This is a genomic window from Trinickia diaoshuihuensis, assembly GCF_003390925.1.
In the GTDB taxonomy this organism is placed as follows: Bacteria; Pseudomonadota; Gammaproteobacteria; order Burkholderiales; family Burkholderiaceae; genus Trinickia; species Trinickia diaoshuihuensis.
In genome coordinates this window covers 26,563-42,804 of sequence record NZ_QUBS01000083.1, presented here as the reverse complement: position 1 = coordinate 42,804, position 16,242 = coordinate 26,563, and the positions used below count along the sequence as shown (strand labels likewise).

8 protein-coding genes are annotated in these 16,242 nt (G+C 64.6%); 3 read left to right on the top strand and 5 right to left on the bottom strand.

The window, feature by feature from the left end; all coding sequences use genetic code 11:
• Positions 1-5 precede the first annotated feature (5 nt).
• The 5 genes from DXT59_RS21495 to DXT59_RS21475 all read right to left on the bottom strand — a co-directional run bounded on the left by DXT59_RS21495 (position 6) and on the right by DXT59_RS21475 (position 6,389).
• Positions 6-743 (bottom strand): metallophosphoesterase, encoded by a 738-nt coding sequence (locus DXT59_RS21495; RefSeq protein WP_116139069.1) that lies wholly within the window; start codon positions 741-743, stop codon positions 6-8.
• A gap of 82 nt (positions 744-825) precedes the next feature.
• Positions 826-2,454 (bottom strand): c-type cytochrome, encoded by a 1,629-nt coding sequence (locus tag DXT59_RS21490; RefSeq protein ID WP_420823410.1) that lies wholly within the window; start codon positions 2,452-2,454, stop codon positions 826-828.
• A 15-nt stretch (positions 2,455-2,469) separates the two neighbouring features.
• Positions 2,470-4,071, bottom strand: coding sequence for a GMC family oxidoreductase (locus DXT59_RS21485; RefSeq protein WP_116138905.1), 1,602 nt, complete (start codon positions 4,069-4,071; stop codon positions 2,470-2,472).
• 71 nt (positions 4,072-4,142) lie between these two features.
• Complete coding sequence (locus DXT59_RS21480; RefSeq protein ID WP_116138904.1) at positions 4,143-5,744, bottom strand: GMC family oxidoreductase; 1,602 nt, start codon at positions 5,742-5,744, stop codon at positions 4,143-4,145.
• Between the two features lie 84 nt (positions 5,745-5,828).
• Positions 5,829-6,389 (bottom strand): sugar dehydrogenase complex small subunit, encoded by a 561-nt coding sequence (locus DXT59_RS21475; RefSeq protein ID WP_116138903.1) that lies wholly within the window; start codon positions 6,387-6,389, stop codon positions 5,829-5,831.
• A gap of 679 nt (positions 6,390-7,068) precedes the next feature.
• Between DXT59_RS21475 and DXT59_RS21470 the strand changes: the two genes are divergently transcribed.
• Genes DXT59_RS21470 through glgB form a run of 3 tightly spaced genes read left to right on the top strand, consistent with a single transcriptional unit; the run spans position 7,069 to position 16,229 of the window.
• Positions 7,069-10,578 (top strand): maltotransferase domain-containing protein, encoded by a 3,510-nt coding sequence (locus tag DXT59_RS21470; RefSeq protein ID WP_116139065.1) that lies wholly within the window; start codon positions 7,069-7,071, stop codon positions 10,576-10,578.
• A complete protein-coding gene (gene treS / locus DXT59_RS21465; protein WP_116138902.1) occupies positions 10,568-13,966 on the top strand; it encodes a maltose alpha-D-glucosyltransferase in 3,399 nt (1,132 codons plus the stop codon). Before DXT59_RS21470 ends, treS begins: the two co-directional genes overlap by 11 nt.
• 49 nt (positions 13,967-14,015) lie before the next feature.
• Positions 14,016-16,229 (top strand): 1,4-alpha-glucan branching protein GlgB, encoded by a 2,214-nt coding sequence (glgB, locus tag DXT59_RS21460; protein ID WP_116139063.1) that lies wholly within the window; start codon positions 14,016-14,018, stop codon positions 16,227-16,229.
• Positions 16,230-16,242 lie beyond the last annotated feature (13 nt).

Genomic DNA, 16,242 nt, shown 5'->3' with positions numbered 1-16,242 from the left:
TCGAGTTACGGCAGCGACATTTGGTGCGCGCCCTCTTCCAGCGCCCGCGCAACGGAGATCGACCAGGCACGCGGGGTCAGCGCTTCGGTCACGGTCAACTTGCCCGTGGCGGCGAAGGCTCCCGTGTCGATGAAGATCTGCGCGCCGATCCGGCCGATTTCGCGCATCGGCGTATGCCCGCAATAGGTCGGCGACAATCCGGCCTGATCCTCCACCACACCGCTGCCGAGCGCGAGTTCTCGTCCCCAGAGCACTTGCTGGCGCTCGCGCTCGGTGAACAGGCCGCGATCGAGCGCGGCGTCGTCGCCGAAGAATTCCGCATGAATGACGTTGAAACGCCGCGCGCCGGTGCCGACCACGCGCACGAGCGGCAACGTCCGCAAGCGCCTCGCGTACGCGCGCAACGTCCGCTCGGGCAAGGCGCGCGCCCACTCGCCGCCGAGCCCATGCCAGGTGCTGGGCCGCATGGCGCCTTCCGCCACGAGACACAGCGCCTCCTCATGATTGCCGAGGACCGGGAAGAACCACGGTTTGTCGAGCAAGGCCAGCGCCTCTTCCGATTGACTGCCTCGATCGATGAGATCGCCGACCGAAAACAGCCGGTCGCAGGCCGGGTCGAACACGATCTCGCGCAACAAATAGCGCAGCGCGTCGACGCAGCCGTGCAGATCGCCGACGACGAAATCGCGGCCCGCGGTGTTGGCCGCGTGCCGGCAGACGATGGAGTAGGCCTCGGTTGTCATGTTCATGCGGCCAATCATAGTCCGGTGCGCCGCAGCCGTAGTGATCTTCGCGGTGTGCGGCGTCCAAACCGTCGTTCACCCGCTACTGCTGATTTCGACGCAGCTTCGCGATGTCTTGCGCGGTCACGGTCGCCTTGGGGTCGCCGAAATGCTGCGTCACGTAATTCGTGACTGCGGCGACTTGATCGTCGTTCAATTCCCCGCCGAAGCCCGGCATCATGACGTCGGCGTCTTTTGTCCGTCGCCGTACGCCGTGCAAAATGACCATGGCGAGATTGCCGGCATCCGAGGCGCCGACCGCGCTGTTATGAATCAGCGACGGATACGCGAGCGGTGCCGATGCGCCCACGCCTTGTCCCGTCCAGTTGTGGCAGGTCGCGCAATTCGCGATGAACAGTTGCGCGCCGTCCACGCCGACGATGCGGGTGCCGCGCAGGCGCGTCACGTCGTCGGCCGGATGGCCCCAAGTATCGCGCGCTCGCGTTTGGCCGCCCGCAACAGGCGGCAGCGAACGCAAATACACGGCGATCGAGCGCAAGTCGTCGCGCGTCAAATACTGCGTGCTGTTCTCGACCACGTCCGCCATGGGCCCCGCCGCGTTCGCCCGCCCGGGCACCGCGCCGGTGGCCAGGTAATCGACGATATCCCGCTCGCTCCAGTTGCCGATCCCGCCGGCCCGATCGGGCGTGATGTTGAACGCGCGCCAGCCCGCGAGCGCCTCGCCCGAGAACCGATCGCTCGAACGCAGACCTTGCGTGATGTTGCGCGGCGTATGGCATTCCTCGCAATGGGCAAGCCCTTCCACGAGATAAGCGCCGCGATTCCATTGCGGGCTTTGTTTCGGATCCGGAACGAAGCGGCCTTCGCGGAAATTGAACAGATTCCAAAACACCATCAGCCAGCGCTGATTGAACGGAAAGCCGAGTTCATTAGTCGGCGGCGTATAGCGGATCGGCGGCAGCGTATTCAAGTAGGCACGGATCGCGAGCAAGTCGCGCTCGGTCACCCGCGTGTATTCCGTGTACGGAAACGCCGGATACAAATGTTCGCCGCCCTTGCCGATCCCCTTTTGCATGGCGCGCAGGAATTCGGCGTCGGTCCAGCGGCCGATGCCCGTATCGGGGTCGGGGGTAATGTTCGGGGTATAGAGCGTGCCGAACGGCGTCCCCATCGGCAGACCGCCCGCGAAGGGCCGGCTCTTGTCGGCCGTGTGACACGCGATACAGTCGCCCGCCCGGGCGAGATATTCACCGCGTTTGGCGAGGTCGGTCATCGCCGCGCCCACGGCCGCGCCTGTACCGGCACTCGCACTCGGCCCGCCGGGGGCGCCGCCGGTTTCGGTCGCCGCGCCCGTGCCCGCCGTTGCCGGTGCGGAGCCGGCGGCGGAGGCGCTTGCATTCGCGAACGCCCCGCCGCTGGCAGCCGCTACGGCGCTAGCGGCGGAAGGCATTGGAGATGCCGGTGCGGACGCGCCCGCCGGCGCGACTTCGCTCGCGCCTTGCGCCTGCGCGGCGGACAGCGGCAACTCGTCGGCCGCCACGTTCTCGCCGCTGTTCGATGCGTGCCAAGCCAGATATAACGCGAAGACCGAAAAGGCGGCCGCAAAGCCCTTCATGCGGACCGGACGGCGCCGCGCGTCGCGCCGCACCGGGGCATGGCGCAGGTCGGTCGCATCGGAACGGAGTCGCGGATTCGTCATCGGAAGTCTCATGAAATCGTCGTGCGATCACAATTCATGCTTGAGCTTGTCGGCGAGCCGCAGCGCCAGCGCGGCGATCGTCAACGTGCAATTGACCGAGGCGGCCGTGGGCATCACGCCGCTCGTCGCGAGGAACAAGTTCGGATGATCGTGCGTCCGGCAATCGGCATCGACGACCGAATCTTGCGGATCGCTGCCCATGATCGTCGTGCCCATGATGTGGTTGTTCGGCGCGAAGCGATCGTCGAACGTAACCTCGGTGCCCCCGAACAGGCTCGCGATCTGTGCGTAGAGTTCGTGCGTATGGGCCGCGCTTTTTTTCACGTAGTCGTTGATCGAGTAGTAGATCTCGGGCTGAGGGATACCGAGCGCATCCTTGTGGTCGGCGGACGGCACGATGCGGTTGGCGGGCTCGGGCAAATGCTCGTGGAAGCTATTGATCGTCACGGTGCGCGCAGCCCTATCGCGGATCTGTCGATCGAGTTCGGCGCCGGTCAGTCCTTTGTCGATCAATGCCGACGTCACCGTCATCGTGGGAACGCCGTTGGAAACATGAAGCTTCTTCGAGGCATAGTCGGATCTGAACGTGCCGTCGCGAAAATTGACGACGGACGTCATCTCCATTGGTCCGCGTCCCGGCCATAGCACCTCATTGGCGAGGAAGCTCACGCCGGTGCCCGGGTGATCCATCAAATTGCGCCCGACTTGATCGGAGCGATTGCCGATACCGTGCGGAAACTGATCGGAAGTGGACATCAACATCAGCTTCGGCGTTTCGATGCCGTTCGCCGCGAGCACGAACAGCTTGCCCGCGACGCGCGTCGTGCCGCCCGACGGATCTTTGTAATGCACGGCCGTGATCAGTCCCTTGTCGTCGGCCTCGATGCGATAGACCACGGCTCGATCGATGAGCTTCGCCCCGGCCTTCTCCGCTTTCTCCGCGTGCACGATGCCGTTGTACATCGCGGCGATCGGGCAAATCGGCATGCAGTTGTTGTTGCCGCAGCATGTGGGGCGCGCATCGTAGGGGCGGCTGTTGCGCGCCACGGGCTCGGGCACGACCGAGAAGCCGTTGGCATTGAGCACGTCCGAAAACCTCGCGTCCATATACGACAGCGGCAATTGCGGCATCGGATACGGCTTCGAGCGCGGCGAGCCTAGGTCGACCGACGCATCGGGGCCGGAGACGCCGAGTTCGACCTCGGCCGCGTAGTACCACGGCTCCAACGCCTCGTAGGGAAACGGCCAATCGCGGCCCACGCCGTAGGTCGTCTTCAGTTTGAAATCGGAAGGCAACAAGCGCCAAGCGGCCGCCGCCCAGTGCCATGTCGTGCCGCCGACGAGCCGCAGGTACTGCGAGGCATACGGATAGTCGCCCTTTTGAATCAAATAGCCGTTCGGCGGGGCGTATTCGGGATGCGGCGCATAGGGCATCGACGGATAAGGCGTCGCGAAATCCGCCTTGGCCGGCGAATTGCGGAAGTTCTCGACGATCTGCCAGCGCGCAAGGCGCGGCCCAGCCTCGAGGATGATGACCGATGCGCCCGCCAACGCGAGCTGATGCGCGACGAGACCACCCGCCACGCCCGAGCCGACGATCACCACGTCGGCCGAAGGTGTGTTTGCCATGAGCGCTTCGCCTAATTCGTTTTTTTACGGTACCGCATGCGGGGATCGAGATGCTTCATGACGCGATTCGTTCAGATTTCATGCTTCAACGTATCGGCCACCCTCAACGCCAACGCGGCGATCGTGAGGGTGCAGTTGACGGAGCCGGCCGAGGGCATGACGCCGCTCGTCGCCAGGAAGAGATTCGGGTGATCGTGCGTCCGGCAATCGGCGTCCACGACGGAATCGTTCGGATTGCTGCCCATGATCGTCGTGCCCATGATGTGGCTGTTCGGACCCAAGCTGTCGCCGAACGTCACCTCGGTGCCGCCGAACAAATCCGCGATCTGCGCATAAAGCGCATGCGTGTGAACCGCGCTCTTTTTCACGTAATCGTCGATCGAGTACGACACCTCGGGCTGCGCAATTCCGAGCGCATCCTTGTGAGTGGCCGAAGGCACGATACGGTTCTCGGGATGCGGCAATTGCTCGTGAAAGCTGTTGACCGTCAGCCGGCGCGCGCTGCGTTCGCGAATCTGCCGGTCCAGTTCGGGTCCCGTCACCCCTTCGTCGAGCAACGCCTGCGTGTTGCCGATGGTGCCGTCGCCGTTCCACAGATGCAGCTTCTTCGCGGCGTACTCGGAACGGAACGCCCCGTCTCGAAAATTGACGACGGACGTCATTTCCATCGGTCCGCGTCCGGGCCACAAGGCCTCGTTCGCCATGAAGTGCACGAGAGTGCCGAGATGGTCCATCAAATTGCGTCCGACTTGATCGGAGCGATTACCGATGCCGTTCGGAAACTTGCTCGAAGTCGACATCAGCATCAGCTTCGGCGTTTCGATGGCGTTGGCCGCGAGAACGAAGTGCTTGCCGGCGACACGCGTCGCGGCGCCCGACGGGTCCTTGTAATGCACAGCCGCGATGCGGCCGGTGCCGTCCGCCTCGATCTGGTAGGCGACGGCGCGATCGATCAGCTTCGCGCCGGCCGCCTCCGCTTTGTCCGTATGAACGATGCCCGAATACATGGCGGCAATCGGACAAATGGGCATGCAGTTGTTGCTGCCGCAGCACGTCGGGCGCGCATCGTAAGGGCGGCTATTGCGGGCCATCGGTTCGGGCACGACCTTAAAGCCGTTCGCATTGAGCACGTCCGAGAACCTCGCGTCCATATAGGACAGCGGCAACTGCGCCATCGGGTACGGTTTCGTACGCGGCGAGCCGAGATCGATGGATAGGGCGGGCCCCGACACGCCCAGTTCGGCTTCGGCCGCGTCGTACCAAGGCGCCAGCGTTTGGTACGGAATCGGCCAATCGCGGCCGACGCCGTACGTCGTTTTCAGCTTGAAATCGGAAGGCAGCAAGCGCCAAGCAGCCGCGGCCCAGTGCCAGGTCGTGCCGCCCACGAGCCGCAGGTACTGCACGTTGTACGGCGTGGGCCCCTTTTGAATCAGGTACTGATTGGCGGGAGAATATTGCGGATGCGGCGCATAGGGCATCGATGGATACGGCGAGACGTAATCGCCTTTGGCCGGCGAATTGCGAAAGTTGCTCAGGATCTGCGAGCGCGCCAGACGCGGTCCCGCTTCGAGAACGATCACCGATGCGCCCGCCGATGCGAGTTGATGGGCGACGAGTCCCCCCGCCACGCCCGAGCCGACGATCACGACGTCGGCCGAAGAGTTGTTTGCCATGACGCTTCGCCTTTTCGGTTTTGCTCGGTGCCGCACGCGTTCGGCGCGCGAGCTCGCGCCCGCATCGCGCCTCGGATGGCCGTCTCACACGCCGGCCGGTTTCTGCGTCCAATAAAACGGCACGTCCCGGCAATACGAAGGGATCGTGAGTACGTCGCTCACCGGGTCGAACATCAGCGCGTGTTCGTAAGCGACCACTTGAACGGTCGGCATCTGGCCGACGAGCCCGAGATACCAGGCTCGCACAATATTGACGACGGCTTTGGCCAGGACCGGATCTTGGCTTTGCAGCACAGGCACGATTTGATCGCTCGGCACGCCGGCGTGCGTTTTGAGCCAAGTGTTCAGCGCGGCGACATTGGCGACGAATGCGCTATCGGACTTCGACAGCGCGTTATAGATGCGCGAGGCGAGCGTGGCGTCGAGCGTCGTGCGCCCCGTCAATTGCTTCGTCAGTGCCGTGAACGCGTCGAGACCGCCGCCGGCCGGGGGCGCGAAGGCAAACGCGCGCGACATCGTGAGCGGTAGCCCGACGGTCCCCGCGAGGGCGAGCGCTACCGCGGAGGCGCCGGCGCTCAGCAGAAAGTCCCTGCGAGCGGCAGCCGGCTGCGCCTCGCGCGGCCGGCCGGTTCGAGCTTCTGTCATGTGGGCTCCAGCATCGTGTTCATCGCGCCGCCGGCATTGGCCGACGATCTTGCCCCCGATTCCGGTCTGTTGCCGCCCTAGCCGTAGCGGTCTTTCTTATCCGTAGTAACCCTCAGGTGTCACCCATTGGCTGCGACTATAGCCGCGTCCCAGCATTTAGACAATCGGCATACGCAAGTGGATAGGTACCACATGGGGTCTGGAAACGATCTTGTCCGGAAATGGGGCGTCCGCTGTCTTTTATCTCTTATCTCTTGTCTGCCTAGGCACGAATTGGCAGACGCGCGCGGCACGTTTTGGGATCGACGCCGGCTCGCCGCTGTAAAAACGCGCCTGCATCTGTCACATTTACACCGCGCTGAACTGACGAATGCGCTACCCAGACTAGTCGATGACCGGCCCGGCGGCCGCTCGCACGACGCGAACGCAACACCCCATGCCGGGCTCATGCGGTGCGCGCATACTTACCCCCATCGACGCCTCCCGTTCGTCGAACGCGGACACCGCTTCGGACTCGGCGGCATGCATCGTGCTTCCCGCTTTCGCGCGCGCTCATGCCTACCGCCCATCCGGGTGCGAAGCCCGCGCCGGCGCGCGGGTCATCGAGCGCCGCCTGACACAAGCGATGCGATCGCACGTCCGACGTGCATCCACATCGCCGACGAACTGGAACGGACCGATGGAACACCGTCTCGCGTATGCGCCGCGTATCTATTTTCTTCATCCCTCGCTCATCGGGCCGCTCGAGGCTTGGCCCGCCCACTTCGAGCGAGCGGCAGCGCTAGGTTTCGATCATGTATTGATCGGCTCGCCGTTCGCCACGGGGCGAGCGGGACACTCGCAACTCGTCGCCGACCATGCTCGGCTACATTCGATATTTGGGACCTCGGGCGAGGCCGACGACGGTCTGCATCGACTGGCCGAACATGCGCACGCCGCGGGTCTCTCGCTGTTGATCGATCTCGTACTCGATCGCGTCGCGGCCGACGGCCAACTGCTGCAAGCCCATCCGGCGTGGTTTCATCCGTACGAGAGCGCGCACGTACGGCTCGATCCGCGCCACGCGGCGCAGGAAGACAACGCCGCTTACGCCAACTTCGCTGATCCGCACGCGGCCGCCCAATTGGGCGCCTGGTGGAGCAAGCGGCTCGTCGCGCTGACCGACGCGGGCGTGGACGGCTTTCGCTTCGATTCGCCGCACCGCGTGCCCATCGACATATGGCTCGAGTTGCGCGCGGCTGTGCGCGCGCGGCGCGATACGGTGCGCATGCTCGCTTCCACGCCGGGACTCTCGCGCGGCGACCTCACCGAACTTGCCCGCGCACGCTTCGATAGCGTCTTCTCCTCGGTGCGCTGGTGGGACTATCGCGAAGATTGGCTCGCGGACGAACATGCCGCGCTCGTGCGCGTAGGTGCACCGATCGCCTTTCCCGAAGCGCCGTACGGGGCCCGGCTCGTCAGCGAATTCGCCCACGCCGCCGATGCGGCGGTGATCGAACGCGCCTATCGCCGCGCGATCGCCACGAGCGCTTCGCTCGGCACCGGCTGGCTCGTCCCGATGGGCTTCGAATACGGCATTGCCGAGCCGCTCTCGTACCGGGCCACGGCAGGCAGCGCCGAGCGATATCGCCAAGCATGCGCCGCGGCGCGCTTGGACCTGAGCGAGAACATCAAACAAGCCAATAGGTTGCGCCAGCAGACACCCTTGCTGTCGAGTGTCGGCGAACTGCGCCAACTGTCGGCCGCCGGCGCCAACGTTGCCGCCGTATTGCGCGGCGAGTGCGGCGACCTGCGCGATGCGCGCGAAGCCGTCCTGCTGATCGCCAATCCCGATCTAACGCGGCCGGCGTTCGTCGCACCCGCTCGTTTTCTCGACGGCGTGCCGGGCAGCTTCATGGCCTTCAAACCGCTGGCGAGCCCCTGCAAGGAAGAAGCGGAGCCGTTGGCGCCGTTCACGCTCGCGCCCGGCGAGACGCTTCTCTACCGCGCGCGGCCCTGCCCGAAGGTCGCCGCACGGCAAACGACCAAGCGCGCCTCGGTGGCATCGGCCACCGAAGCGATTGCCGCACCGCGCATCGCGATCGAAAGCGTGACACCTAGCGTCGATGGCGGACGATTCGTTGCCAAACGCATCGTCGGCGAAGAGATCGACATCGAGGCGGCGATTTTCGCGGAAGGCCACGACAAGATCGCGGCCGCGGTGATCTGGCGCGCGACGGACGAGACGGCATGGCGCGAAGCACCGATGCAACCGGCCCAGCCGGCCGGCCTCGATCTGTGGCGCGCCTCGATCACGCTGACGCGCGTGGGTCGCTACGAGTTCACCGTCATTGCCTGGCGCGATGACTTCGCCTCGCTCGTCGACCACATCCGCAAGAAGCTCGACGCGAATCAATCGGTGGAACTCGAACTCGAAGAGGCCCGGCACCTGCTAGCCCGCGTCCTCGCCGAAGCCGAAACGGCCGACCAAACCGGCGCGCAGCAGCAGATTCATCAGGATCATCGCGAATACGCGGCCCAGCGCTCGGCCATCGCCGAATTGAAGGACATCGCCAAGCGCTTCTCGCACGCGAGCCACGCCGCGAGGATCGAAGCCATCCTATCGCCGCAAACGGCGGCCGTGGTCGCAAAGGCGCGCCATCGTCCGTTCCTCTCGCGGGACACGACGACCTATCGCATCGACGCCGAGCGCGCCGCGGCCCGTTTCGCGAGCTGGTATGAAATCTTCCCGCGCTCGATGAGCGGCGACGGCTCCCGTCACGGCACGTTCGACGATGTCATCGCCCAACTGCCGCGCATTCGGGACATGGGCTTCGACGTGCTCTACTTTCCGCCGATCCACCCGATCGGCAAGATCAATCGCAAGGGGCGCAACAACACGCTCAATGCGCAGCCGGGCGACGTCGGCAGTCCCTATGCGATCGGCAGTGACGAAGGCGGGCATACGGCCGTGCATCCCGAGCTCGGCACCCTCGAGGACTTCAAGCGCATGCTGGCGGCCGCGCACGCGCATGGGCTCGAAATCGCACTCGATTTCGCGATCCAATGCGCGCCCGATCACCCGTGGCTGACCGAACACGCGACCTGGTTCGCCTGGCGCCCGGACGGCACGCTGCGTTATGCCGAGAATCCGCCGAAGAAGTATCAGGACATCGTCAATCCCGAGTTCTATGCGCACGACGCGAAGCCCGCGCTCTGGATCGCGCTGCGCGACATCATCAGTTTTTGGATCGATGCCGGCGTGCGAATCTTTCGCGTCGATAATCCGCACACGAAGCCGTTGCCGTTTTGGGAGTGGATGATCGCCGATATCCGCTCGCGCGACCCCAACGTCATTTTTCTTTCCGAGGCGTTCACGCGCCCGCGGCTCATGTACCGCCTCGCGAAGATCGGCTTTTCGCAGTCGTACACGTATTTCACCTGGCGCGAATCGAAACGAGACTTCACCGAGTACCTGACCGAACTCACGCAAACGAACGTTCGCGAGTTCTTCCGGCCGAACTTCTTCGTCAATACGCCCGACATCAATCCGCGCCATTTGCAATCGCAAGGCCGGCCGGGATTCATGATCCGCGCCGCGCTGGCCGCGACGCTGTCGGGACTATGGGGCGTCTATAGCGGTTTCGAGCTGTGCGAATCCGCCGCGCTGCCCGGCAGCGAGGAGTACCTCGATTCGGAAAAGTATCAACTGCGCGCATGGGACTGGAATCGGCCCGGCAATATCGTCGGAATCGTCACCTTGCTCAACCGCATTCGCCGCGCAAACCCGGCCTTGCACTCGCATCTCGGCCTCACGTTCCTCACCGCGCACAACGATCGAATCCTGTTCTTCGAGAAGGCCACGCGTGCGAGAGAAAACGTCGTGCTGGTCGCCATCAGTCTCGATCCGTTCACGCCGCAAGAGGCCGATCTCGAACTGCCCGGACATCTATTCGAACATTGGCGTATGCAGGAATGGGACGCGCTGGCCGTGACCGATCTGGTCACCGGGCAGCGCCTCGAATGGCGAGGACGGCGCCAGCACGTGAGGATCGAACCGGATACACGCCCCTTCGCCATTTGGCGAGTCGCGCCCGCCGCGGGTTTGCCGCACGACGAACGCGCCCAGACATCACCGCACCGGCCCGGCGAGCAAAGCCGCCCCGGCCATGATCAACACGGCGGCTCGGAGAACAGCCATGAAGCGTGAGGACCAACCCTTGGACACGGCCTTGACGCAGTCGGAATCGAAGCAGCGTGCGAGCTCAGCTCGGCGCACCGCCAATTCGCATCTGTCGGACGACCCCCTCTGGTACAAAGACGCGATCATCTACCAGGTACACGTGAAGTCGTTTTTCGATGCCAACAACGATGGCGTCGGCGACTTTCCGGGCCTCATCGCGAAGCTCGATTACATCGCGGAACTCGGCGTCAATACGATCTGGCTGCTGCCGTTCTATCCGTCGCCGCGGCGCGACGACGGCTACGACATCGCCGATTACCGCAACGTGCACCCCGACTACGGCACGCTCGCAGATCTGCGCCGTTTCATCCAAGGCGCGCATGCGCGCGGAATGCGCGTCGTCACCGAACTCGTCATCAACCACACGTCGGACCAGCACCCGTGGTTCCAGCGCGCCCGCCGCGCGAAACCAGGTTCCAATCATCGCAACTACTACGTCTGGTCCGACACCGACAAGAAGTACGAAGGCACGCGCATCATCTTCATCGATACCGAGCCGTCGAACTGGACGCACGATCCCGTGGCCGGCGCCTACTATTGGCACCGCTTCTATTCGCACCAGCCCGATCTGAATTTCGACAATCCGTCGGTGCTGCGCGAGGTGCTGCAGGTCATGCGCTTCTGGCTCGACATGGGAATCGACGGATTACGGCTCGATGCCGTGCCCTACCTCGTCGAACGCGAAGGCACGAGCAACGAGAATCTGCCCGAAACGCACGCGATTCTGAAGCGCATCCGCGCCACGATCGACGCGGAGTATCCGAACCGGATGCTGCTGGCCGAAGCAAACCAATGGCCCGAAGACGTGCAAGAGTACTTCGGTCAGGAAGACGAATGCCACATGGCCTTCCACTTCCCGCTCATGCCGCGCATCTATATGGCGATCGCGAGCGAGGACCGCTTCCCGATCACCGACATCATGCGGCAAACGCCGGAGCTTCCGCCCTCGTGTCAATGGGCGATCTTCCTGCGCAACCACGATGAGCTCACGCTCGAGATGGTGACCGATTCCGAGCGCGACTATCTCTGGAACACCTATGCGAGCGACCGGCGCGCACGGCTCAATCTGGGCATTCGCCGCCGGCTCGCGCCGCTGATGGAACGCGACCGGCGCCGCATCGAACTGATCAATTCGCTGCTGCTATCGATGCCGGGTACCCCCGTCATCTATTACGGCGACGAACTCGGCATGGGCGATAACATCCACCTCGGCGATCGCGACGGCGTGCGCACGCCGATGCAATGGTCGTCCGACCGCAACGGCGGCTTTTCGCGCGCCGATCCCGAGCAACTCGTGCTGCCGCCCGTCATGGGCACGCTGTATGGCTTCGACGCCATCAACGTCGAGGCGCAAACGCGCGACCCGCATTCGCTGCTCAACTGGACCCGCCGCATGCTGGCGACGCGCCGCTCCAAACGCGCGTTCGGCCGCGGCACGATCCGCTTCCTGCGTCCTTCGAATCGAAAGATTCTGGCCTATCTGCGCGAGATGGAAGGCGAGGCGCCGATCCTTTGCGTCGCGAACTTGTCGCGTGCGCCGCAGGCCGTCGAGCTCGATCTCTCCGAGTTCGCCGGGCGCGTCCCGGTGGAAATGACCGCGGACTCGGTTTTCCCCGCGATCGGCCAATTGACCTACCTGCTGACGTTTCCTCCGTACGGGTTCCTGTGGTTCCTGCTGTGCAATCGCGAGGACCGGCCCAGTTGGGCGCAGCCGGGCTCGGAACAATTGCCGGAGTTCGTCACGATCGTTCTACGCGCGGGTCAAACGGGCCCCACGCCCGAGAACGTGCGGCTGCTCGAATCGGAGGTCCTGCCGTCGTACCTCACGCGCCGCCGCTGGTTCGCATCGAAAGATCAAAAGCTCCATTCGGTCCGCCTGGCCGCACTGACGACCATTCCCGACGCGGGCTTCGCCTTCACCGAGATCGAAGCCGATGTCGGCCGTCACACGGAACGCTACGTCTTGCCGCTCGCGATCACGTGGGGGACCGACACGACGGTGCCGCTCTTCATGCAATTAGCGCTGGCGCGCGTGCGCCGCGGCCGCAACATCGGCCATTTGACCGACGCCTTCTCGCTGCCGCTGTTCGCGCATGCCGTGTTGCACAAGCTGCGCGAGCAGGCCGTCATTCCCACGGTGCAAAAGAGCGAGATCCGGTTCGTGCCGACCGAGCGCTTCAGCGAACTCGACGACCTCGGCGACACGCCCGAAATCCGTTGGATCTCGGCCGAGCAAAGCAACAGCTCGCTGATCGTCGGCGAGCGCGCCGTGCTCAAGCTCGTGCGCCGCTTGATCGGCGGCATTCATCCCGAAGCGGAAATGAGCCGGCACCTGACCGAGATCGGCTATGCGAATACGGCGCCGCTCTTCGGCGAGGTCGTGCGCGTCGATCCGCAAGGCACCCCGCACACGCTCGCCCTGCTGCAAGGCTTTATCGACAATCAGGGCGATGCCTGGAATTGGGCGCTCGACTACCTGCGCCGCGTCATCGACGAGTTGGCGCTCGCCCCCGAAACGGACGAACCGGACGCCGAAAAATTCCAAGGCTACCGGGCCCTTGCGGGGACGATCGGCCGGCGCCTCGGGCAATTGCACGCGGCCCTGGCCGCGCCGTGCGACGATCCCGCGTTCGCCCCCGAAAAAGCCACGCGCGCCGATGTGCGCGGGTGGGTGGAAGGCGCTCGCACCATGCTCGAACAAGCGCTCGACGTGCTTGCGACCGAAGTGGCGAAATCCGAGACCGCGATCGACGACGAGACGCGCACGCTCGCCAAAACGCTCGTCGATCGGCGCGCCGCGCTCGTTGCCGCGCTCGAGAAGCACGTGCCGCATCAGCTCGACGCGCTGCGTATTCGCGTGCACGGCGACTTCCACCTCGGCCAAGTCTTGATCGCCCAAAGCGACGTCTATCTGATCGACTTCGAAGGCGAACCGGCCCGCCCGTTGGACGAACGGCGCATGAAACGCAGTCCGCTCGTGGACGTGGCGGGCATGCTGCGCTCGCTCTCCTACGCCAGCGCGGCGGCTCAGCCCGCATCGGAAAATGCGCCCGCGCCGACGGCCGACCGCAAGCGCGCGCTGTTCGACCGCTTCCGCGAGGAAGGGCAGCAAAGCTTCCTGGACGGCTATCGCGAAGCTGTTTCGCATGCGGTCCATCCGCTCGTCTCGCCGGAGGCCGAGGGTATTTTGCTCGACCTCTTCCTGATCGAGAAGGCGGCCTACGAGGTTCGCTACGAAGCCGCGAACCGTCCTACCTGGCTCGGGCTGCCGTTGCGGGGCCTCGCCGCGCTCGCATCGCGGCTGCTCGGTGAAACCGACTCGCGCGGCGCAGCATCCGCGCCCGCGCAAACGTGAGATTGCTTAGATGGGTTCCATGAACGATCAACCTTCACGCGTGAGCGAGATCGCAGACCGAGATCCCGCGGTGGGCATGCACCCCGTCGATATAGAAGCACTCGTCGACGGCCGGCATCCCGATCCTTTCTCGCAGCTCGGTCCGCATCGGACCGCCTCGGGACACGCCGTGCGCGCGATGTTGCCGGGCGCATCTAGCGTCGCGGTGCACTCGCGCGCGAACGGCGAGTGCCTCGGCAAGCTTTCGCCGATCGACGCACGCGGGCTCTTCGGCGGGCTCGTGACACGCGACGAGCCTTATCGCCTGCGCATCGATTGGCATGGCGTCGAGCAAGAAATCGAGGACACCTACTCGTTCGGGCCGGTGCTGTCCGAGGAGGCGCTCTCGCGCTTGGCACGCGCCGATCCCTATGCCGTGCTCGATTGCCTAGGCTCGCGACCCTGTACGTTCGAAGGCGTGCCGGGCGTGCGCTTCGCGGTGTGGGCGCCGAACGCGAAGCGCGTATCGGTCGTCGGCGACTTCAACTCGTGGGACGGCCGCCGTCATCCGATGCGCTTGCGCCATGTCGCGGGCGTTTGGGAGCTGTTCATACCGCGGCTCGCCGCCGGCGCGCGGTACAAGTACGAAATCGTCGCGCGCGAAGGACATACGCTGCCGCTGAAAGCCGATCCGTGCGCACTGCAAACGGAGCGGACCCCGGCGACGGCATCGGTGGTAGCCGATTGGCGCGAAATCGAGCAGTTCGCTTGGACGGACGGCGCTTGGATCGCCAACCGGGCCTCGCTGCAAAACGCGCGTGCGCCGATCTCCATCTACGAGGTTCATGCCGAGTCTTGGTTGCGCGTCGAGGAAGACGGCCGCCGCGGCCTCGATTGGTACGAACTTGCCGACCGCCTCATTCCCTACGCCCTCGGGATGGGCTTTACGCATGTCGAATTTCTACCCATCGCCGAGCACCCGTTCGGCGGATCGTGGGGCTATCAACCGCTGTCGCCGTTCGCGCCGTCGGCGCGTTTCGGCCCGCCCGAAGGCTTCGCGCATTTCGTCAATCGCGCGCACGAAGCGGGGCTCGGCGTGATTTTGGACTGGGTCAGCGCGCATTTTCCGAACGACGCGCACGGGCTCATTCAATTCGACGGCACGCCCCTTTACGAACATGCGGATCCGCGCGAGGGCTATCACCAAGACTGGAACACGATGATTTACAACCTCGGCCGCAACGAGGTCAGCGCGTTCCTGGTCGCATCCGCGCTCGCTTGGCTGATGCGCTATCACGTGGATGGGCTGCGGGTCGACGCCGTAGCCTCGATGCTCTATCGCGATTACTCGCGCGCCGAAGGCCAGTGGGTACCGAACATCTACGGCGGGCGCGAAAATCTCGAGGCAATCGCGTTCTTGAAGCGGGTCAACCACGAAGTCCGATACGCACCGGGCGTACCGGGCGCCATCACGATCGCCGAGGAATCGACCGCATGGCCCGGCGTCACGGCGCGTCCGGAGGACGGCGGTCTAGGCTTCGATTTCAAGTGGAACATGGGCTGGATGCATGACACGCTGCATTACATGCACGAGGACCCCGTCTATCGGCGCTATCACCATCACAACATGACGTTCGGGATGGTCTATGCGTATTCGGAGCGCTTCGTCCTGCCGCTCTCGCACGACGAGGTCGTACACGGCAAGGGCTCCCTGCTCGGCAAAATGCCCGGCGACCGCTGGCAGCAATTCGCGAATTTAAGGGCGTACTTCGGGTTCATGTGGTCGCACCCGGGCAAGAAGCTCCTGTTCATGGGCGGAGAACTCGCGCAGTACGCCGAATTCAATCACGATGCGTCCCCGCACTGGCATCTGCTCGACGAGCCGATGCACCACGGCGTGCAAACGCTCGTACGCGACCTGAACCGCCTCTATGCGAGCGAGCCCGCCCTGCATGCGCTCGATGCCGAGCCCGGCGGTTTCGAGTGGCTCGTCGGCGACGACAGCGCCAACAGCGTATTCGCCTATCGGCGTTGCGACGGCGCCGGGCGCGAAGTGGCGGTGATCTGCAATTTCACGCCGGTGCCGCGCCATGGCTACCGTATCGGCATGCAGCGCCCAGGCTGGTGGAGCGAAGTGCTCAACACCGACGCGGCGGTGTACGGCGGCTCGAACGTGGGCAACAACGGCGGCGTCGTGACCGAGGAGGTGCCGAGCCACGGCAAACCGCAATCGGTCGTATTGACGCTGCCGCCGCTCGCGACGATCGTGCTGCGCGCCGAGTGAACTCGGCCATGAC